14 protein-coding genes are annotated in these 16,974 nt (G+C 62.5%); 6 read left to right on the top strand and 8 right to left on the bottom strand.

Annotated elements, in window-relative coordinates:
- Position 1: 1 nt before the first annotated feature.
- Positions 2 to 1,018 carry an ABC transporter substrate-binding protein gene (locus GQ59_RS02025; protein WP_037076862.1) on the bottom strand — a complete coding sequence of 339 codons (1,017 nt, stop codon included), beginning with the start codon at positions 1,016 to 1,018 and terminating at the stop codon, positions 2 to 4.
- Positions 1,019 to 1,209: 191 nt separating this feature from the next.
- On the opposite strand from GQ59_RS02025, the gene GQ59_RS02020 reads away from it, so the two are divergent.
- Positions 1,210 to 2,181, top strand: coding sequence for a LysR family transcriptional regulator (locus tag GQ59_RS02020; protein ID WP_037076859.1), 972 nt, complete (start codon positions 1,210 to 1,212; stop codon positions 2,179 to 2,181).
- Here the strand turns inward: GQ59_RS02020 and GQ59_RS02015 are convergent.
- On the bottom strand, positions 2,178 to 2,966 hold the full coding sequence (locus GQ59_RS02015) for a creatininase family protein (protein WP_037076858.1): 789 nt from the start codon (positions 2,964 to 2,966) through the stop codon (positions 2,178 to 2,180). The genes GQ59_RS02020 and GQ59_RS02015 overlap by 4 nt on opposite strands.
- A 246-nt stretch (positions 2,967 to 3,212) precedes the next feature.
- Between GQ59_RS02015 and GQ59_RS02010 the strand changes: the two genes are divergently transcribed.
- Together GQ59_RS02010 and GQ59_RS02005 are read left to right on the top strand one after the other, a co-directional pair.
- Positions 3,213 to 3,731 carry a transglutaminase-like cysteine peptidase gene (locus tag GQ59_RS02010; RefSeq protein WP_037076855.1) on the top strand — a complete coding sequence of 173 codons (519 nt, stop codon included), beginning with the start codon at positions 3,213 to 3,215 and terminating at the stop codon, positions 3,729 to 3,731.
- A 357-nt stretch (positions 3,732 to 4,088) separates the two neighbouring features.
- Positions 4,089 to 6,272 (top strand): methyl-accepting chemotaxis protein, encoded by a 2,184-nt coding sequence (locus GQ59_RS02005; protein WP_244447888.1) that lies wholly within the window; start codon positions 4,089 to 4,091, stop codon positions 6,270 to 6,272.
- Positions 6,273 to 6,394: 122 nt separating this feature from the next.
- Here the strand turns inward: GQ59_RS02005 and GQ59_RS02000 are convergent, their stop codons facing one another.
- Positions 6,395 to 7,285: a DMT family transporter gene (locus tag GQ59_RS02000; RefSeq protein WP_037076852.1), complete on the bottom strand. Its 891-nt coding sequence runs from the start codon at positions 7,283 to 7,285 to the stop codon at positions 6,395 to 6,397.
- 289 nt (positions 7,286 to 7,574) lie between these two features.
- On the opposite strand from GQ59_RS02000, the gene GQ59_RS01995 reads away from it, so the two are divergent.
- Together GQ59_RS01995 and GQ59_RS01990 are read left to right on the top strand one after the other, a co-directional pair.
- Positions 7,575 to 8,873 (top strand): adenylosuccinate synthase, encoded by a 1,299-nt coding sequence (locus GQ59_RS01995; protein ID WP_037076850.1) that lies wholly within the window; start codon positions 7,575 to 7,577, stop codon positions 8,871 to 8,873.
- A gap of 59 nt (positions 8,874 to 8,932) precedes the next feature.
- Positions 8,933 to 11,581: a hypothetical protein gene (locus tag GQ59_RS01990; RefSeq protein ID WP_037076848.1), complete on the top strand. Its 2,649-nt coding sequence runs from the start codon at positions 8,933 to 8,935 to the stop codon at positions 11,579 to 11,581.
- 146 nt (positions 11,582 to 11,727) lie between these two features.
- On the opposite strand, the gene GQ59_RS01985 is transcribed toward GQ59_RS01990, so the two are convergent.
- Complete coding sequence (locus tag GQ59_RS01985; protein WP_037076846.1) at positions 11,728 to 12,111, bottom strand: ACT domain-containing protein; 384 nt, start codon at positions 12,109 to 12,111, stop codon at positions 11,728 to 11,730.
- A gap of 90 nt (positions 12,112 to 12,201) precedes the next feature.
- Entirely contained in the window at positions 12,202 to 13,104 is a 903-nt protein-coding gene (rpoH, locus tag GQ59_RS01980) for an RNA polymerase sigma factor RpoH (RefSeq protein ID WP_037076844.1), read from the bottom strand.
- Between the two features lie 322 nt (positions 13,105 to 13,426).
- Between rpoH and GQ59_RS01975 the strand changes: the two genes are divergently transcribed.
- Positions 13,427 to 14,062 carry a hypothetical protein gene (locus GQ59_RS01975; protein ID WP_152564188.1) on the top strand — a complete coding sequence of 212 codons (636 nt, stop codon included), beginning with the start codon at positions 13,427 to 13,429 and terminating at the stop codon, positions 14,060 to 14,062.
- 10 nt (positions 14,063 to 14,072) lie between these two features.
- On the opposite strand, the gene GQ59_RS01970 is transcribed toward GQ59_RS01975, so the two are convergent.
- From GQ59_RS01970 to GQ59_RS01960, 3 genes are read right to left on the bottom strand one after another with little or no spacing between them, the layout of a single operon-like run.
- Entirely contained in the window at positions 14,073 to 15,209 is a 1,137-nt protein-coding gene (locus GQ59_RS01970; RefSeq protein WP_037076841.1) for a hypothetical protein, read from the bottom strand.
- The gene (locus GQ59_RS01965; protein ID WP_037076839.1) at positions 15,206 to 16,198 is read right to left on the bottom strand and encodes a hypothetical protein; all 993 of its coding nucleotides are present in this window, start codon (positions 16,196 to 16,198) and stop codon (positions 15,206 to 15,208) included. The genes GQ59_RS01970 and GQ59_RS01965 overlap by 4 nt, the downstream gene beginning before the upstream one ends.
- Positions 16,195 to 16,845 carry a hypothetical protein gene (locus tag GQ59_RS01960; RefSeq protein ID WP_152564187.1) on the bottom strand — a complete coding sequence of 217 codons (651 nt, stop codon included), beginning with the start codon at positions 16,843 to 16,845 and terminating at the stop codon, positions 16,195 to 16,197. The genes GQ59_RS01965 and GQ59_RS01960 overlap by 4 nt, the downstream gene beginning before the upstream one ends.
- Positions 16,846 to 16,974: the final 129 nt, after the last annotated feature.

Genomic DNA, 16,974 nt, shown 5'->3' with positions numbered 1-16,974 from the left:
ACTACTTCTTCAGCGCCATGCCGACGCCCTTGCAGACGAACTTGGTCGAATAGGCCTTCTTGTAATCGAGGTCGGCCGGCTGAACACCGATCGATACCATGGATTCGAAGAACTTCTTGTAGCGTTCGTCGGTGATGCAGCCGATGCCCTTGGTCTCGGCGTCGCCCGAAACCACGATGCCGTATTCCTTCATCTTGGCGATGGAATAGGCGATCTGGCCATCCGTCATTTCCGGATTGTCCTTCTTGATCAGATCGTTGCCGGCTTTGTTGTCACCATAGAGGTAAGTGTACCAGCCCTCGATCGAGGCGTCGACGAAACGCTGCACGACATCCGGCTTCTTGTCGATCATCGGCTGCGTGGTGGTGATCATCGTCGAATAGGGGCCGTAACCGGCATCGGCGATCAGGAAGACTTTCGGCGTCCAGCCGGCCTGCTTGCCGATCTCGTAGGGTTCGGAGGTCAGGTAACCCTGCTGTGCGGAGGCCTTGTCGGCGATGAAGGGGGCGGGATTGAACGTGTAGGGTTTGAACTGTTCGTCCTTGAAGCCTTTGAAGTTCTTCTTCATCCACTCGAAATAGGTGGTGTAGCCTTCCTTGGCCATGAAGATGGTCTTCATCTTGGCGAGGTCCTCGAACTTTTCGACGCCCGCGTCGGGATGGGCGAGCAGGACCTGCGGGTCCTTCTGGAAGATCGAGGCGACGCTGACCAGCGGAATGCCTTGCTTGACGGCATCCATGTCGCCGAGCGGGCCGCCCATATAGAAATCGACCTTGCCGGCGATCAGGAGTGCGCGGTTGGCGGCATTCGGGCCACCCTGCACGATCTTCACCTTCAGGCCGCGCTTTTCATAGGTGCCGTCGGCAACGGCCTGGTAGAAGCCGCCATGCTCGGCCTGGGCAAGCCAGTTGGTGCCGTAGGAGACTTCATCGAGTGCGGCGGCCGGCTGGGCGGCGAGGGCCACCGCCGAAAGACCGACTGCAGCAAAAAAACTCTTCATCATCAATGATTTGGACATGTCGCTTTGTTCCCCTGTTAAACCGTGCGGCATCGTGAGAGCGGCTTATGATGAGCATTTGTACGGTTGCGTCGCTCTTTGAAAAGCATCAAAATTCGTTCACATTGATGCCTTTAGGGCAGCGCTCTAATTTTCATCTGCCAAATTGTGGTGCATGATCAAAAAACATGCAACGAGGGGCTTCGGAGAAAATGCTGCACTCGCGAAAACTTCAATATATCGACGAAATCGCCCGATGCGGATCCATCCGCAAGGCGGCGGCCCGGCTGAACGTCGCGTCGTCGGCGATCAACCGGCAGATTCTGGCTCTGGAGGAAGAGTTCGGGGCGCCGCTTTTCGAGCGGATGCCGCGCGGGCTGAAGCTGACGGCAGCCGGGGAACTCTGCATCGAGCATATCCGGGAGGTGCTGAAGACCTACGAGCGGATGGAAGCGCGCATCCGCGGTCTCAAGATGCCGCAGGCCGGCAAGGTGACGCTGGTTTCGACCGTCGGGCTCGCCGCAGGGCCGCTTCCCGAGATCATAGCCCGCTTTGTCGCGCAGCATCCGCGCGTGCGGGTTCTCCTGCGCAACGACGGACCGTCGAACACGATGCAGCCGGTGATCACGGGGGAGGTGGATTTCGGGCTCGGCTTCAACATCCCCGCGACGCCCGGCATCCGCACGCTCGCCAATTTCGACATACCGATCGGCGTTGTGATGCCGCCAGGGCATCGGCTGGCGGCCGAAGATGGGCCGGTTGACCTTGCGGATGTCGTCCAAGAGCCGTTGGTGCTTGCGCAGTCGGGCACCAGCCTGCGCAACATCATCAATCTGGCGCTGTCGCCGCTGTCGGTGGCGGTGGAGCCGCTGGTGGAAAGCAATGCCTCGGAAATGCTGAAAAAGCTGGTCAAGGCGGGCACCGGCCTGACGCTGCTCAATCCTCTCGACGTGCTGTCGGAATGCCGCCGCGGCGAGCTGATCTTCAGGCCGATCGCCAACCCGCACGCGCGCCACCAGCCGATGAAGCTTTTCGCCCGCGCTCGGACCACGCTCGATACGGCGACCAGCCTGTTCGTGGAATTCCTGCTGTCCGAACTTGCGGCCATGGTGGCCGAATTGCAGGCCAAGGGCCATCTGCCGCCCCAGCCGCATGGCCGGGACGCGCAACGCGACGAGGGTTAACGCGAGTAGAGTTCGTCGAGCGGGAAGGTTTCGAATTCCCGCAGCATCTCGATGAAGCCCGCGACCTGGTGGCGGCAGATGAGAGCGCCTTTTTCGGCGGTCCCCTTCGAGGCATCGCCCACGACCCCGTTGGGGTTCAGGTCGTGCGCCACCCAGGACAGCACGTGCGGCGGGGCCGGCTGCATGTATTTCGAGCGGCTTTCCGCCTTGGAGACGAAGTTCTGCGCGTTCTCCATCCGCACCAGTTCGGGACGGAAATGCAGCATCAGCGAGGTTTCGACTTCGCCGCCATGGATGCCGTATTTCTGCTCGTGCTCGCTGATCAGGCCCGGCGGGTGGCCGAAGCGTCCCCATTGCGTGCCGATCACCGCCATCTTGTGGCGGACGCGCAGCTCGCGGCCGACAATGCTCATGATATCCACATTGCCGCCGTGCGAGTTGACGAAGACGAGCTTCCGCACCCCGGCTTCCGCCACCTTGGCGCCGATCGCGGTCCAGGCGGGGATCAGGATTTCCGGGCCGAAGGACAGCGAGCCGGGGCCGTAGACGTGTTCGTTCGCCTTGCCGATCTCCTGGGTTGGGAGAACGAGGAAATCGAGATCGTCGGGGCGCTGCTCCTTCAATTCCGCCAGCATGCCGTTGGCGATTGCCACGTCGGTTGCGATCGGCAGGTGGGGCCCGTGCTGTTCGGTCGAGGCGATCGGCAGGATGGCGATGGTCTTTTCGGGCGAAAGGCCGGCGAAATCGAGTGAATTGAGTTCGTTCCAGTAAAATGGCTTGCCCATGCTGTCCTGCCTTTCTGCATCTCGTTTTTGAGGGGTAGGAGATCGGGCACATCTCGAAAAGCATCAATTTCCGCCTACTCCGCTGCCTTTTTGAGCACGCTGTTTCGCACCCTCTGTATCAAGTCGGGAAAAAGCCGATTTCACTCAAATTGCAGCTATCTGTTTAAGCGCCCCGAAAAACCCGAGCGCTAGGGTGAACTCATTCAAGAAACGGCATCCAAGCCGTCTGAAGAAAAGGGTGCAGCCATGATCAAGAAGCTCATCATTTCCGCCGTGGTCCTGACGGCGCTGATTGTCGGCAAGGAATCACGGGCGGCCGGCGTCACCGGTTTCGCGGGCATGTTGACCGAAGGCGTGGCGACCGAGCGCCATCACGGCGTCCAGGATGATAGGACGCTGACATTTTCGCAGCGGCGCGAATTGCTGCGGGTCAATTCCGCAGTCAACAGCGCCATCTCCGAACTCGACAGCTATTTCGACACGGTCGCCGGCATGCCTTTGGCCAAGATGCGCGCCAATACCTGCCTCGACTGCGCCGACTTGAAGCGCGATCACCTCATTCTGCTCGGCTGGTCGCCGGAGGCTCTGCGGATCGAATACGCGATCGGTGGGGAAGGCCGCATCGAACGGGTGCTGGCGATTTCGGCCGGCCGCGGCGACGTGATCCTCGGCCATGACAGCGCGATGATCGACATGTCCGGCGATCAGGTGCGGCGCCCGACCGGCGGGCGTGGTATGATCATTCCAATCTGTCATCTTATCTGATCCGGAGCGGCTCTCCTCGCTCCCGTCCGTTGCAGCACGACGGACCGGCCCGTCTCCTTCATACGGGGAGGCGGGTTTTCGCCATTCGGTGAATGTGATGCCTAAGTTGCGGAAACGATTCCACAGGCTTCCGGAACGCCTTGTATTTAATTGAATATTTAATGTTTTATACGAGGTTGTATTATCTCTCCCGTCCAGGCCGGGAGCCGCTGCCGGGTGGTTCAGCAATCCGAATTGCTGATTGCCCGCAAACCGAGCGGCGAATGTATTAACTAAGGAGTGATGCAGGTGCGGATTTCAATCAAGCATACTTTGATACTGGCTTTTGTTGTTCTGAGCTTGGGCATACTGGGTCTCATGGGCAGAATGCTGTCTCAGGAGATCGGTCGCTACCAAAATTCCACGCAGCTCTCGGAACTGGCACAGCTTGACGAAGCGCTTTTCAATGCGCTGATCGGACTGCGCGGCGAGCGCGGCGGCATTTCGTCGGCCATCAAGCTGGAACCTGCAGAAGTCGCCTCCAGCCGCAAGAACATGGATACCGGCCGGGAGTCGATGGACAAAGCCTTTTCGGCGGTGAAGACCCTGACCGCCGACGTCGAGCAGGCAAGCCTGCGCGGTGGGATCTCTCCCGTCCTCAACGCCTATACGCAGTGGGCCGGCTATCGTGGAAATGTCGACACGGCGCTCACGCAGGCGGTCAAGGACCGCGATCCGGCGCTCGGAAAAGCGGTGCTCGGACTTGCCGATACGATGCTGGCCGATCTCGAAAAGGCCGCCAATCAGGTCGAGGCCAGCATCAATGCGCGCGGGCCCGGGATGATCATGTTCACCCAGATACGCTCCCTTGCCTGGACTGCGCGCACGCAGCTCGGTACCGCCAACTCCACCTTCGTCAATGCGCTGATCGCCAAACAGCCGCTTGCGGCGGACAAGTTGACGGAAATTGCTGTTCAGGACGCACGCGTGGCAACGGCATGGGATGTCATTACCCAGCTTTCCAACGCCGAGACAACCCCGGAGAAGATCAAGACGCTCCACCGGACAGCGCAGACGACTTATTTCGGCGGACCGTATGCCGAGCAGCGCAATGCTGCACTCAAGGCATTCCAAGCCGGCAAAGCCTTCGACATGGCGGTCGACGACTGGCGCAAGCCCGCCGCGCCGGCACAAGCTTCAATCGCCGATATGGCCTCCGCCTCGCTCAACGAGATGACGAGACTGACGGCAGAAGAGGCTGCTTCCGCAAAGCAATCCATCATCGTCTACAGTGTTGCGACCGTTATCGCTTTTGCGCTTTCGCTTCTCGGCATCTACACGGTCATCGTGCGGATCGCCAATCCGATCAGCCGGTTGACGGGTGTGATGCGCACGCTCGCCGGCGGTGACCTTTCCGTCGAAATCCCCGGTGCCGCCCGCACCGACGAGATCGGCGATATGGCGCGCGCCGTCGAAATCTTCCGCGAGGCTGCGCAGCAGAACCGCCAGCTCGAGGCGGATGCCGAACACTCCCGCAAGGCCGCCGAGGCTGAACGCATCGAATTCCAGCGCAGGGCAGAGTCCGAAGCCGAGGAGCGGTTGACCCAGGCCACCTCGGAACTCGCCTCCGGTCTGAAGCGCCTTGCTGCCGGCGATCTGCTGTGCGAGATCGACAAGGAATTTTCCGAGCAGTTCGAAACCTTGCGCCATGACTTCAACAGCTCGGTCCGCCAGTTGCGGACTGCGCTCGAAGGCGTGAACCGGACCGCCCAAAGCGTTCGCAGCGGCAGCGACGAAATCTCGACCGCTTCCGACCAGCTTTCGAAGCGTACGGAACAGCAGGCCGCATCGCTGGAACAGACGGCGGCGGCGCTGGAGGAAGTGACCACCAACGTGAAGCAGACCTCCGAAAGAGCGAGCGAGGCGCGGGAAATCGTCCGCGATGCGAGCTCCCGCGCGCAGAACTCCAGCACCGTCGTTTCCAATGCGGTCAATGCGATGCAGAAGATCGAGATGGCGTCGAACCAGATCAGCCAGATCATCGGCGTCATCGACGAGATCGCATTCCAGACCAACCTGCTTGCCCTCAACGCAGGCGTGGAAGCCGCCCGCGCAGGCGAGGCGGGCAAGGGATTTGCGGTCGTTGCCCAGGAAGTCCGCGAACTGGCGCAGCGCTCGGCCAAGGCCGCCAAGGAGATCAAGACGCTGATCGGTAATTCCGAAGCCGCCGTCAACCAGGGCGTGGTTCTCGTCAATGATACCGGCGACGGTCTCAAGGAGATCGCCAAGCTGGTCGCGGCGGTCAACCAGCATATGGAGGCGATCGCCATCGCCGCAAACGAGCAGGCGGTGGGTCTCTCGGAAATCAACACGTCCGTGAACCACATGGACCAGATGACCCAGCAGAACGCCGCCATGGTCGAGGAAATGAATGCGGCCGGCGCCTCTCTGGCGCAAGAAAGCACCCGTCTTTCCGAACTGCTGGCGCGCTTCGAAGTGAGCCGAACCAACGTGCGCGATCAGCGCTCGTTCGCCCCGGGACGACTGGCGATGGCCAGCTGAGGAGCACTTTCGACCAGCCGGTTTTCCCCAAACGCCTCCGCAGGCGGCGGGGTGTTACCGGTCGAGGATCTGAAAACCGCCGGCTCGTTTGCAAGGGCCGGCGGTTTTCGTTTCCAGCAGGACTACCGGTCCATATGGGGTTTTCCCCATTCGGCGATGGCGATGCCGCCGAGCGCCAGCGCCAGCGCGACGACATGGAAGAGCTGCAGGCTCTCGCCGATGATGGCGACCGAAAGCAGCGTGCCGAACACCGGCACGAGATTGATGAACAGCCCGGCGCGGTTGGCGCCGATCTCCCCGACGCCCTTGATGTAGAGCACCTGGGCGATCAGAGAGGCGAAAATGGCGGTGTAGAGCACCACGATCCAACCCTCGGTGTCCGGCCAGATCAGGCGATCGGCCGAGTATTCCCAGAATACCAGCGGCAGGGAGAAGATCATCGCGAATAAGGAGGGGATGGCCATCAGCGTGCGCCAATCGACCTTCGGGCGCCATCTGAGCGCCACCGTGTAGATCGCATAGGCGACGATCGCGATCATCATGATCGCATCGCCGAAATTGACGGTCAGCGTCACCAGCGCGCTCAGATCGCCGTGGACGGCGGTGAGGACGCCGCCGAGAAGCGTCAGGGTGAAGCCGAGGATCTGCGCCCAGGAGACCTTCATCCGGAACAGCGCGAAGTTGATGACGAAGATCAGCATCGGGATGACCGCCTGTTCGACCGTCACGTTGATCGCCGTGGTGTAATTGACGGCGGTATAGAGCGCAGCATTGAAGACGACATAACCGACGACGCCGAGGAAGAGCAGAATCGGCAGGTTCTTCCTGACGACCGGCCAGTCCTTGATCAACTGCGGTACGGAGATCGCAAAGATGATGGCGACGGCGAAAAACCAGCGCCAGAAGGTCAGCATCATCGGGCTGACGTGGCCGACGGCGAGCTTGCCCGCTACCGCATTGCCGCCCCAGGCCAGGGTTGCAATGATGAGCGAGAGATAGGCCTTTTTATGCAAAATGATCTCCGGCGCCGGAATATGGCGGCGATTTCAGGGATGGCGGGCGGGAAATAGCGTGCGATCCACGCTTTTGTCACGTAAAAACCACGCCTAAGTGACAAACAGGTCGCTTTCCGTCGGCCGAGGCTTTATAGATGCGGCCGTTTGCAATGCCTCTGAACGGTTTTCATCCGCCAAAGGCGGTGCATGTAAAATCAAATTGGCGCATCGACCGTATATCAATACTGATCTGCGGAAGGTGCGCGTGTGGTCGCGTGGGGCTTGGCCCACAATACAGGAAGCACAGATGACGAATGTAGTCGTGGTTGGTTCGCAATGGGGTGACGAAGGCAAGGGCAAGATTGTCGACTGGCTTTCCGAACGCGCCGATATCGTGGTGCGGTTCCAGGGCGGTCACAATGCGGGCCATACGCTCGTCATCGATGGCGTCAGCTATAAGCTGTCGCTGCTGCCCTCGGGCATCGTCCGTCCCGGCAAGATCGCCGTGATCGGCAATGGCGTCGTGCTCGATCCGCATGCGCTCTTGGCGGAAATCGAAAAGCTGGGCGCGCAGGGCGTGAAGGTCACGCCCGAGAACCTGCGGGTCGCCGACAATGCCACGCTGATTCTCTCGCTGCACCGTGAACTCGACGGCATGCGCGAGGATGCCGCCTCCAACAGCGGCACCAAGATCGGCACCACCCGCCGCGGCATCGGCCCGGCCTATGAGGACAAGGTCGGCCGCCGCGCGATTCGCGTCATGGACCTTGCCGACATGGAGACGCTGCCGGGCAAGGTCGACCGCATCCTCACCCATCACAACGCGCTGCGCCGTGGTCTGGGAGAGAAGGAAGTCTCGCACGAGGCGATCATGCTGGAACTGACCTCGATCGCCGACCGTGTGCTGCCCTTCCGCGAAACCGTCTGGGAACTGCTCGACAAGCAGCGCCGCAAGGGCGCGCGCATCCTCTTCGAAGGCGCTCAGGGCTCGCTGCTCGATATCGACCACGGCACCTATCCGTTCGTCACCTCGTCCAACACGGTCGCCGGCCAGGCGTCTGCCGGTTCCGGCATGGGGCCGGGCGCGCTCGGCTATATTCTCGGCATCACCAAGGCCTATACGACCCGAGTCGGCGAAGGCCCGTTCCCGACCGAGCTGAAGGACGAGATCGGCCAGTTCCTCGGCGAGAAGGGCCATGAATTCGGTACGGTCACGGGCCGCAAGCGCCGTTGCGGCTGGTTCGATGCAGCGCTGGTGCGTCAGTCGGTCGCCACCAACGGCATTACCGGCATCGCGCTCACCAAGCTCGACGTGCTCGATGGCCTCGACGAGTTGAAGATCTGCGTCGGCTACATGCTCGACGGTCAGCAGATCGATCATCTTCCTGCAAGCCAGGGCGCTCAGGCTCGTGTAGAGCCGGTGTATGTCACCCTCGAAGGCTGGAAGGAATCGACGGTCGGGGCTCGCTCCTGGGCGGATCTGCCGGCCCAGGCGATCAAATATGTGCGCCAGGTCGAGGAGTTGATCGGGGCGCCGGTTGCCCTACTTTCCACCAGCCCGGAGCGGGACGACACCATACTTGTGACCGACCCGTTTGAAGATTAAAGTCAAGAATTGATTACCATTCGGCCGGCCTTCGGGCCGGCTTACATGAGAAAGTGCTGATGGCTGATTTTGTAGCGGTGATCCGCCGCGCCGTTGACGGTCTGGCGAACAATACGCCGGAGATGCGCGCGAAGGTGTATGACAAAGCTCGTGGCGCCGTACAGCGGCAACTCGAGAACATGAAGCCGCGTCCGCCTGAAGACATGCTGCGGCGACAGCTCGACAAGCTCGAAGCCGCCATCGTCGACGTCGAGAGCGAACATGCCGAAGCACTGGAACCGGTAGCCGACGGCGCAAGCGCCGCAGATGCCCAGACGGCCGGTGAGGCTGCTCCGGCCGAGCAGGTCTCGGAATACCAGGACGACCAGCAGCACGCTGCCGAACCGGCTCAGGCGCCGGAAACCCATGAGCCGGCAGAGACGCCGGCCGCATCCGAATCAGCCCCTTCCGTTCGCGTAGAACGGCCCGTCTTTTACGAAGACGGTTATGAAGAGCCGGTACCGGTCGTCGCCCATGCCGAACCCGCCGAGCCGGAGCCGGTCGCGCAGGAACCCGCCGACGTGGAGCCTCCGGTCTCCGAGCCGGCCGTCCTTGACGAGGAGGAAGAGGTAACGGCGGTTTCCGATCAGCAGGAGCACGCCGCCCAGCAGTATGGCGACTGGCGGGACGACGTGCCGTCGGAGGAAATGCCAGTCGAACCGGCACCCTACGATCATTCCGAACCGGCGCCCGAGCCTTCGCAGGCTTTTGACGAGAGCACGATCGAATTCCCGACGGCCGCACCCCTGACGGCCTCAGAGCCGGTTGTGCCGGAAGCGGTCAATGCTGCCGCCGAGCCGGACGAATCCGCCGTGAGCGAATCGACCGACGACGATTTCCCCTATCCGACACGCGGCGAGCAGGCTGTTCAGCAGGTCGCTCCCGAGTTCGTGGAGGCATGGAACAGGGAACCGCATCCGTTTGAGGATCAGCATCCGGTCGAGGACCGGATGGAGGTCGAACAGCCTGTCGAGGCTAATCAGGCGCCGGAACCGGCCAAGCCGGCAGACGAGGATTGGGGCTGGGAAGTGCCGGCTCCGGCCGAGCCTCCGGTGTCGAGCCAGGAGACGGTCGTCGCCGCTGCATGGAACGATGTGCCGGAACTGATCACCGCCGGTCCTGTCGTGCCGATCGATCATGCGCATGGCGGCACCGCGGTTCCGGGCGGCGCTCATTTCGATCCGGAGACCCATGTGTCGGCCGATTCGGTCCGCATGCCGCCGGTGGCCGATCTGCCGGAGCTCGCGGAGCAATCCGGCGCAGCCGCAGGAGTGGCAACGGCGACCGCCATTGATCCCTTCGCCGAGTATCTCGATGAGCAACAGGCCAAGAAGGCCACTGTAACGCCGGCGAAACCGGCCGACAGCGATCCGTGGGGTGATCTCGAGGAGCTGATCGGCTTCAACAAGGATGCTCCTCCGTCTTCTTCGGGCGGTGGCGCGCGCAGCACGCTCCACACGGATGCCGATGCGGACGATCTGATGCATGCGCCGGCCAGGCCCTACCGGGTCACTCCGGTGCGCAAGCGCAACTATGCCGGCATCGTGCTGGCGATCGTCGGTCTGGCACTTGTCGGCGGCGGCGGTTACGCGATCTGGCTGAACCGCGACTCGCTGAACGACATGGTCGACGGCCTGATCCAGTCGAGTGCGTCGGGAAGCCAGACGGCGCAGCAGACATCGACGCCCGCACCTGCGGCAGCGCAGCCCAATCGTACCCCTTCGACGCCTTCTAACCCTTCCACACCGCCCCTGAACGGTGCGGCCAATCCGCCTGCCGCGCCGCGAACGGCGGACGGATCGACAGCCGGGACCAAATTCACGCAGCGGCTGATGGCCGACGGTCGCGAGGTTGACGAGGGGCCGGGCATCACCGCCGGCCTGGCGCAGAATGCGGAAGGCCAGTCGGTCGCGCAGCTCAATGCTCCGCCCGCCAATCCTCCGGGGCAACCGGCGACCGCTCCGGGCGCACCGCCTGCGGCCCCGCACGCTCCGAACGGCAGCGCCAATGCGGTACCGCCTCAGACGCCACCGGCGGTGCCGGCGCCGAATGCCGCCACGCCGCCCGCCAGCCCGCCTTCGGCGGCCTCGGCGAATGCTCCGGCGATCGCAGGCGAAAAGATGTTCCTGTATGAGGAGCGGATCGGCCAGACGGCGCCGACGGCCCTCGACGGTTCGGTCTCCTGGTCGCTGCAGCGCGAGGCTGGCGCCAACGGCCGGCAGGAACCGGTCGTCCAGGGACGTATCAATGTGCCCGGCAGGGGTCTGACGGCGCTGATGACCTTCAAGCGCAATACCGATCCGTCGCTGCCGGCGAGCCACCTGGTCGAGATCGTCTTCGCCGTGCCGCCGGATTTCGAGGGCGGCGCGATCGAAAGCGTGCAGCGCATCGCCATGAAGGCGAGCGAGCAGGATCGCGGCAATGCATTGATCGCGGTGCCCGCCAAGATCACCGACGACTTCCACATGATCGCGCTCAACGATTTCCCGGACGCACGCACGACCAATCTGGAACTCCTGCGCAACCGCAACTGGATCGACATCCCGATCGCCTATCGCAACGGCCGCCGCGCGCTGCTGACCCTCCAGAAGGGCCCGGAAGGCGAACGCGCCTTCAACGAGGCGATCCGCGAATGGGGCACGCTCGGCGCGACCGCCAGCGGGCAGTGACAGCCGGCACTCAGTAAGCATTCAGGAACCGGCGGTGGAAACATCGCCGGTTTTTTCTTGACGGGCGCAATGCTGCTGCTCCGTGTAAGCTATCCCGCTCAAGAACTCGCTGCGCTCGCGGAATATGCTTAGTCGTCTGGTATCGCTCAGAGAAGCGTGTGACCTGCGGCCTGCAGCAGTTCGCGGGCCTTTGGTTTGTCGGTCGTCTTAACCAGGAGGTGGTCGCCGTCGAAGGTGGAGACCACGAAAATGCCGATGCCGTTTTCCGACAGCGGTCGGATCACCGAGAGCACGATGCCGGTTTCTCCGAACGCGAACGGTCCCTGGAACTTGTAGCAGGTCCAGCCGCCATCCTGCTTGATGTCGGAAGGCACGCGTTCCTCGCGGCAGGCGATCGAGAGTTCGTCCTCGGTGCGGCTGATGCTGACGAAACCGTCGCCATCCGCCCATGCGGGAATGGGGTCAGCGGCTCCAAGCCGCGCGATGGCATAGCTGCCGGCAAGTTCCCTGAGCGTGATCTGCGCGGCCATCTCTGCTTCTCCATCCGAGTTCACAGATGCCAGATAAAGAAAAGGGGCCGCCGAAGCAGCCCCTATTTTATCGTCGGCGTCGAGCCGGATTTACGCGTCGACGACGCGCAGGGCGTTCGCCTGGGCGAGCGCTTCCTTCTGGACCGCTTCCTGCACCTTTTCAAAGGCGCGGACCTCGATCTGGCGGACGCGTTCGCGGCTGATGTCGAACTCGGCCGACAGTTCCTCGAGGGTTACCGGATCGTCGGACAGACGACGGGCCTCGAAGATGCGGCGTTCGCGGTCGTTCAGCACGCTCAGGGCCTTGGCCAGCATGCGGCGGCGCGTATCGAGCTCATCCTGCTCGATCAACACGGCTTCCTGGCTTTCGTGGTCGTCCACCAGCCAATCCTGCCACTGGCCGGATTCGCCTTCGGTGGCGCGGATCGGCGCATTCAGTGAAGCGTCGCCCGAAAGGCGGCGGTTCATGGAAACCACTTCCTCCTCGGAGACGTTCAGCTTGGTGGCGATTTCGGCCACCTGGTCGGGCTTCAGATCACCTTCGTCGATCGCCTGGATCTTGCCCTTCAACCGGCGCAGGTTGAAGAACAGGCGCTTCTGATTGGCGGTGGTGCCCATTTTCACGAGCGACCACGAGCGCAGGATGTATTCCTGGATCGAGGCCTTGATCCACCACATGGCATAGGTGGCCAGGCGGAAACCGCGTTCCGGGTCGAATTTCTTGACGGCCTGCATCAGGCCGACATTGCCTTCGGACACGACTTCGCCGATCGGCAGGCCGTAACCGCGATAACCCATGGCGATCTTGGCCACGAGACGCAGATGGCTGGTGACCAGCTTGTGGGCCGCATCCCGGTCGGCATGTTCGGCATACCGTTTCGCCAGCATGTATTCCTGCTGCGGTTCCAGCATGGGAAACTTGCGGATTTCATCGAGATAACGGTTGAGGCCGGCTTCGCCGGCGGTAATGGAAGGCAGAGTATTGCGGGCCATAAAGCACCCCTTTCCGATCTATATATCGGCTCCCTTTTTGATCTAGCTGTGCATGCTGAAGGCGAGCCAAGCGGCGCGGGTCATTTTCGACCCCGCACCGACCCAAGTGACAGATAAGTACGGCAGAACCGTGATTCAAGTGATCACGGAAGCGTTATATCATTACGTCTTGGTAATATTCCTGCTTCGATTGTTGGTATTGAAAGAACCAAACTTGCAATTTAACGATGGGTGGGGATCTGCGCCAGCAACGGCTTGCTACGAGGGGACGGGTGCTATGAAAAAATGTGCTTCCGGGATGCGCCGCACCAGGGGTCTGGCGATGTTTTTCGTTTTGTTTGCGCCGGCGCTGGCACTGGCGCAGGATGCCCAGGATCGGGCCGGAGAGCTCAAGGCCTGGCGGGAGCAATGCAACGATCCTGATCCGGACCTGCGGCTTGCCTATGTGGAGAAGGCGGTCGCCGGGGGTGACGCTGCCATCCAGCGCATCTGCACCCGTCTCGCGCTCGACAGCGACAATGCCGATATCCGCAATCTCGGACTGCGCACCGCCGTGGCGACCCTGCCGCAGATCCGCTTCTCGGTGGAGATCCCGCCCCAGCTCACGGCCGCCATCAAGGCGGCGTCCGGCAATGAAAAGAAGATGGGAGAGCTTGAGCGTTCCTATATCATGCGCAGCTGGCAGCTGATGCAGAACGGCCTGGTCTTCGAGATTGACGGCGCCGAGCCGGGTACCAGCAATTCAGTCTGGTATCCGATGGTGGGCCTCAATGACCGAAACAACAATTACAAGGGAAAGACGACCATCGTCGGCTCCCGCCTGAACTGGCTCGGCCGGGCCAACCTGCCGCAGGGGGAGTGTTCGCTCAACATTCAGTTGAAGTCCGGTTCCGAACTTGCCGGCACGTTCCAATGCGCCGACGCTTGGCCTTTCGCGGTGTCCGCCAAGCTGCTTTGACGCGCGGACGTCAGCGCAGCTTCAGGCCGGACAGGCTCACCGGTTCCTTGGCCTCGATCCGCAGGCGAAGCTGCCGGGGCCCAGCGAGGCTGACACGGCAGGGTGATGCCCCGGCGCTGCCGATCTGGCATTTGCCGACATAGTTCCAGGCGCTGTCTCCCGGCCGTCGCTCGTCGACCCAGAAGGTTCTCGTGCCGCCTGTGCAGTTCCCCTGATGCTGGAACTCTATCGTCTCGACCCGGTCGAGCGTGTCGGCGAGTTCGATCGTCAGTTCGACGTCGCCGCGTCCGCCATCTGCCGCGGCCCGGAAGCAGCCGGACCCGGACTGGAGAGCGGACGGGCCGTCGCTGCCCTTGAGAAGCAGGGCGATGTAACCAAGCACGGTATAAGGCACGCCATCCGCTGCGGCGCGGTTGCCGCGCCGCTTGGCGGAGTCGCTGCTGTCGATCGCCGCAAACCGTTCGCGGATGTAGTCGAAGCGTATCGCCATGACGCCGGACTGGTCGGCCGGCACCCGAGTGATCATCGCGAAGGGGACCGGACTTCCCGAACGCTCGCTCATCACGATCGCCCCGCTCAGCCCCTTTTGGAGAAAGCTCTTGTCGGCAGTATCCGGCACCTGGAACTGCAGGATCGCACCGCCATATTCGTCGACTCCTCCGCGCTTCAGGGCGACTTCGAAATTGCCGTAGCTGGTTCGTAGCATGCTGAAGACATTCATGCGCGGAGCCGACGCGAGCAGGTTGTTATAGACGAAGGTCGGCGGACCGAGCCGCGACAGGCAGGCGCCGTCCTTGCGTCCGCTTGCGACGCGCGCGAAGGCGAGGTCGGCGGCGCGCTCCTCCATGGGCGTCTTCGGAGCATCGATGGCGCCGGAGACCGGTCGTGCGCTTTCTCCGCCCACCGCATTCCGATCGGTGAAGAAGAACGGCTGCAACTCCTTGGTTTCCGGCGAGGCGACGACATGGGCGGGAACGGCGAGCCAGCATTCGCCGGGATTGATGCCTGCCGAGCCGAACAGCCAGGCCTGCCCGATCTCGCCATTGCGCGAGCGGACCGATACGGGTTCCGCCCGGGCGTCGGAGAGAAGCAGGGCCGCAAGTCCCAATGCAATGCCGATTGGACGAGACGGGGCCCTCATTTTCATTTCTTCTTCTCCGGATCGGGCCAGAATCCCATCCAGTTCGTGACCGCTCCAAGCACGCCGGTAAAGATCGCGACCAGACCCGTGACGACGAGGACCACGGGATCCGAGAACGTGCTGGTCAGCAGGCTGAGACCGAGCGTCTCCATTTCGTCCCTGCGGGTGCCTGGCCGGTAGAGCTGAAGCTTCTTCGAGATGGTCGTCACGGAAATATTCAGCCCGTTCTCGCCCGGCATCGCCGTACCGTACCAGGCGGGAATGGAGGGGTCGATCGGCTGCTGCGGATCGAGATTATCACCGCCGGACAGGCGGCTGCCGACGGGCAGCGGAAACTCGGAATCGGCCACGGGCACAAGCCGTTCGCTGAAATAAGTGCGGTTAAAGACCCTGACCCGCCCTTCCCACATGATGTCATAGACGCGGGAGGCGGTGCCTGTCGGCATGACCGGGACGCCGAATTCCTGCCCGATATCCGCCGGACCGGCGATCGGTAGCGGCCGGACCAGTTCGGTTGCGTTGCCGATCCGGACCGTCACGGGTTCCACGAGTTCGCAGTCAGGCCTGCCGGAAGACTGGAAGGTCGCTGCGATCCTCGCCCCGTTCCGGCTGGTGAACCCACCGACGATCTGGATGGCGATCCGGTCGGCACCGGCACGATAGCTGACGATGGCGCCTTCCGATGGTCGCAAGAGGCCGGTGACGCGCGGTGCCGGATCGCCGGCCAAGGCAGCGCAGCCTTCCGCCGAGGCGATCAGCGTCGCACCGTTGAGGGGGATCGTGGCGATCAGCGGCCTGACGGCGCGGAAGCGCACCAGTTCCGAGACGGCCTCGACGGAAGCGTAGAGCTCCGATCTGGACAGATGTTTAAGCGTGAAGAATGCAATGACGGTCAGGATCGCCGCGATGATGATCAGACTGGTCGCACCTTTCGTGCTCAGAAACTTCGCCAACCATTTCGCCGAGATCGAAACGCGCTTCCACACGATCGTCATCGGGCGTGCCTCAGCGACACGAGCACCGGTTCCTTTTCGGTATCAAAGCCGTCATCCATGGCGATAACGAAACGGGCCGCCTCATCCTGGACGCCGCGAACGTTGACCCGGCATTCCTGGTCGAAGGCGATCCGCGCCCCGCCGGCCGGCGCGCCGCAGACGACGTCGGCAGCACCTGCCGGCGCCTCCAGGGTCACCCTTCGGGAGCTCGCATTGATCATGATGGTTAGCACATCGGCGTTCGCGCCGGTTCCGAGCTGGGGGAAATGCAGCGCGCCATCCGGAATGCAGTCGCTGCCTTTCGCCTCGAAGACCTTGAGAGCGTAGTCCCTGCCGTCGTAGCCGGACAGAGCTGCTCTATGTTTTCGCGTTACCGGAGAAATCCGGACGCTTTTTGCCGTCTGCGTACTCGTGATTGTATATTCGTTATTGGCCGAGTAGCGGCCGTCGCGGGTGAGGGCGCGGACGCATACCAGCGTTTTTTGCGTCATGGCGAAGCGTACGTTTTCGGGATCGAGCTTTCCGGACGTATCGCCGAGCCTCAGGCCGACGACCACGCCTCCTGAGACCGCAGCGCTTTCGTCATAGCTCTCGCGGAAATTTTCCCCCGGCGTGGCGACGGCGACCTCCTGCGCGAATGCCGGCACGGAGGTTATGGGCGCGAGCCACAGGAAAGCGGCCGTGAGCCATCGACCGGATATAGACAGCCGGTATCGCCGATGCCATCCCCCAATGCGCAACATGCCCTCCCGCCTATTCGCCCTGAAAGACGTCGA

Source organism: Neorhizobium vignae (genome assembly GCF_000732195.1).
Taxonomy (GTDB): domain Bacteria; phylum Pseudomonadota; class Alphaproteobacteria; order Rhizobiales; family Rhizobiaceae; genus Neorhizobium; species Neorhizobium vignae.
This window is presented reverse-complemented; position numbering and strand designations above follow the sequence as displayed.

Bases quoted from the DNA above. Each gene is read 5' to 3' on its own strand.
- GQ59_RS01985 (WP_037076846.1), bottom strand. From the start codon at position 12,111: ATGGCCGCGCAGATCACGCTCAGGGAACTTGCCGGCAGCTATGCCATC.
- GQ59_RS02015 (WP_037076858.1), bottom strand. From the start codon at position 2,966: ATGGGCAAGCCATTTTACTGGAACGAACTCAATTCACTCGATTTCGCC.
- rpoH (WP_037076844.1), bottom strand. From the start codon at position 13,104: ATGGCCCGCAATACTCTGCCTTCCATTACCGCCGGCGAAGCCGGCCTC.
- GQ59_RS01995 (WP_037076850.1), top strand. From the start codon at position 7,575: ATGACGAATGTAGTCGTGGTTGGTTCGCAATGGGGTGACGAAGGCAAG.
- GQ59_RS01970 (WP_037076841.1), bottom strand. From the start codon at position 15,209: ATGAAAATGAGGGCCCCGTCTCGTCCAATCGGCATTGCATTGGGACTT.
- GQ59_RS01975 (WP_152564188.1), top strand. From the start codon at position 13,427: ATGTTTTTCGTTTTGTTTGCGCCGGCGCTGGCACTGGCGCAGGATGCC.
- GQ59_RS02025 (WP_037076862.1), bottom strand. From the start codon at position 1,018: ATGTCCAAATCATTGATGATGAAGAGTTTTTTTGCTGCAGTCGGTCTT.
- GQ59_RS02005 (WP_244447888.1), top strand. From the start codon at position 4,089: ATGGGCAGAATGCTGTCTCAGGAGATCGGTCGCTACCAAAATTCCACG.
- GQ59_RS01990 (WP_037076848.1), top strand. From the start codon at position 8,933: ATGGCTGATTTTGTAGCGGTGATCCGCCGCGCCGTTGACGGTCTGGCG.
- GQ59_RS02010 (WP_037076855.1), top strand. From the start codon at position 3,213: ATGATCAAGAAGCTCATCATTTCCGCCGTGGTCCTGACGGCGCTGATT.
- GQ59_RS01965 (WP_037076839.1), bottom strand. From the start codon at position 16,198: ATGACGATCGTGTGGAAGCGCGTTTCGATCTCGGCGAAATGGTTGGCG.
- GQ59_RS02020 (WP_037076859.1), top strand. From the start codon at position 1,210: ATGCTGCACTCGCGAAAACTTCAATATATCGACGAAATCGCCCGATGC.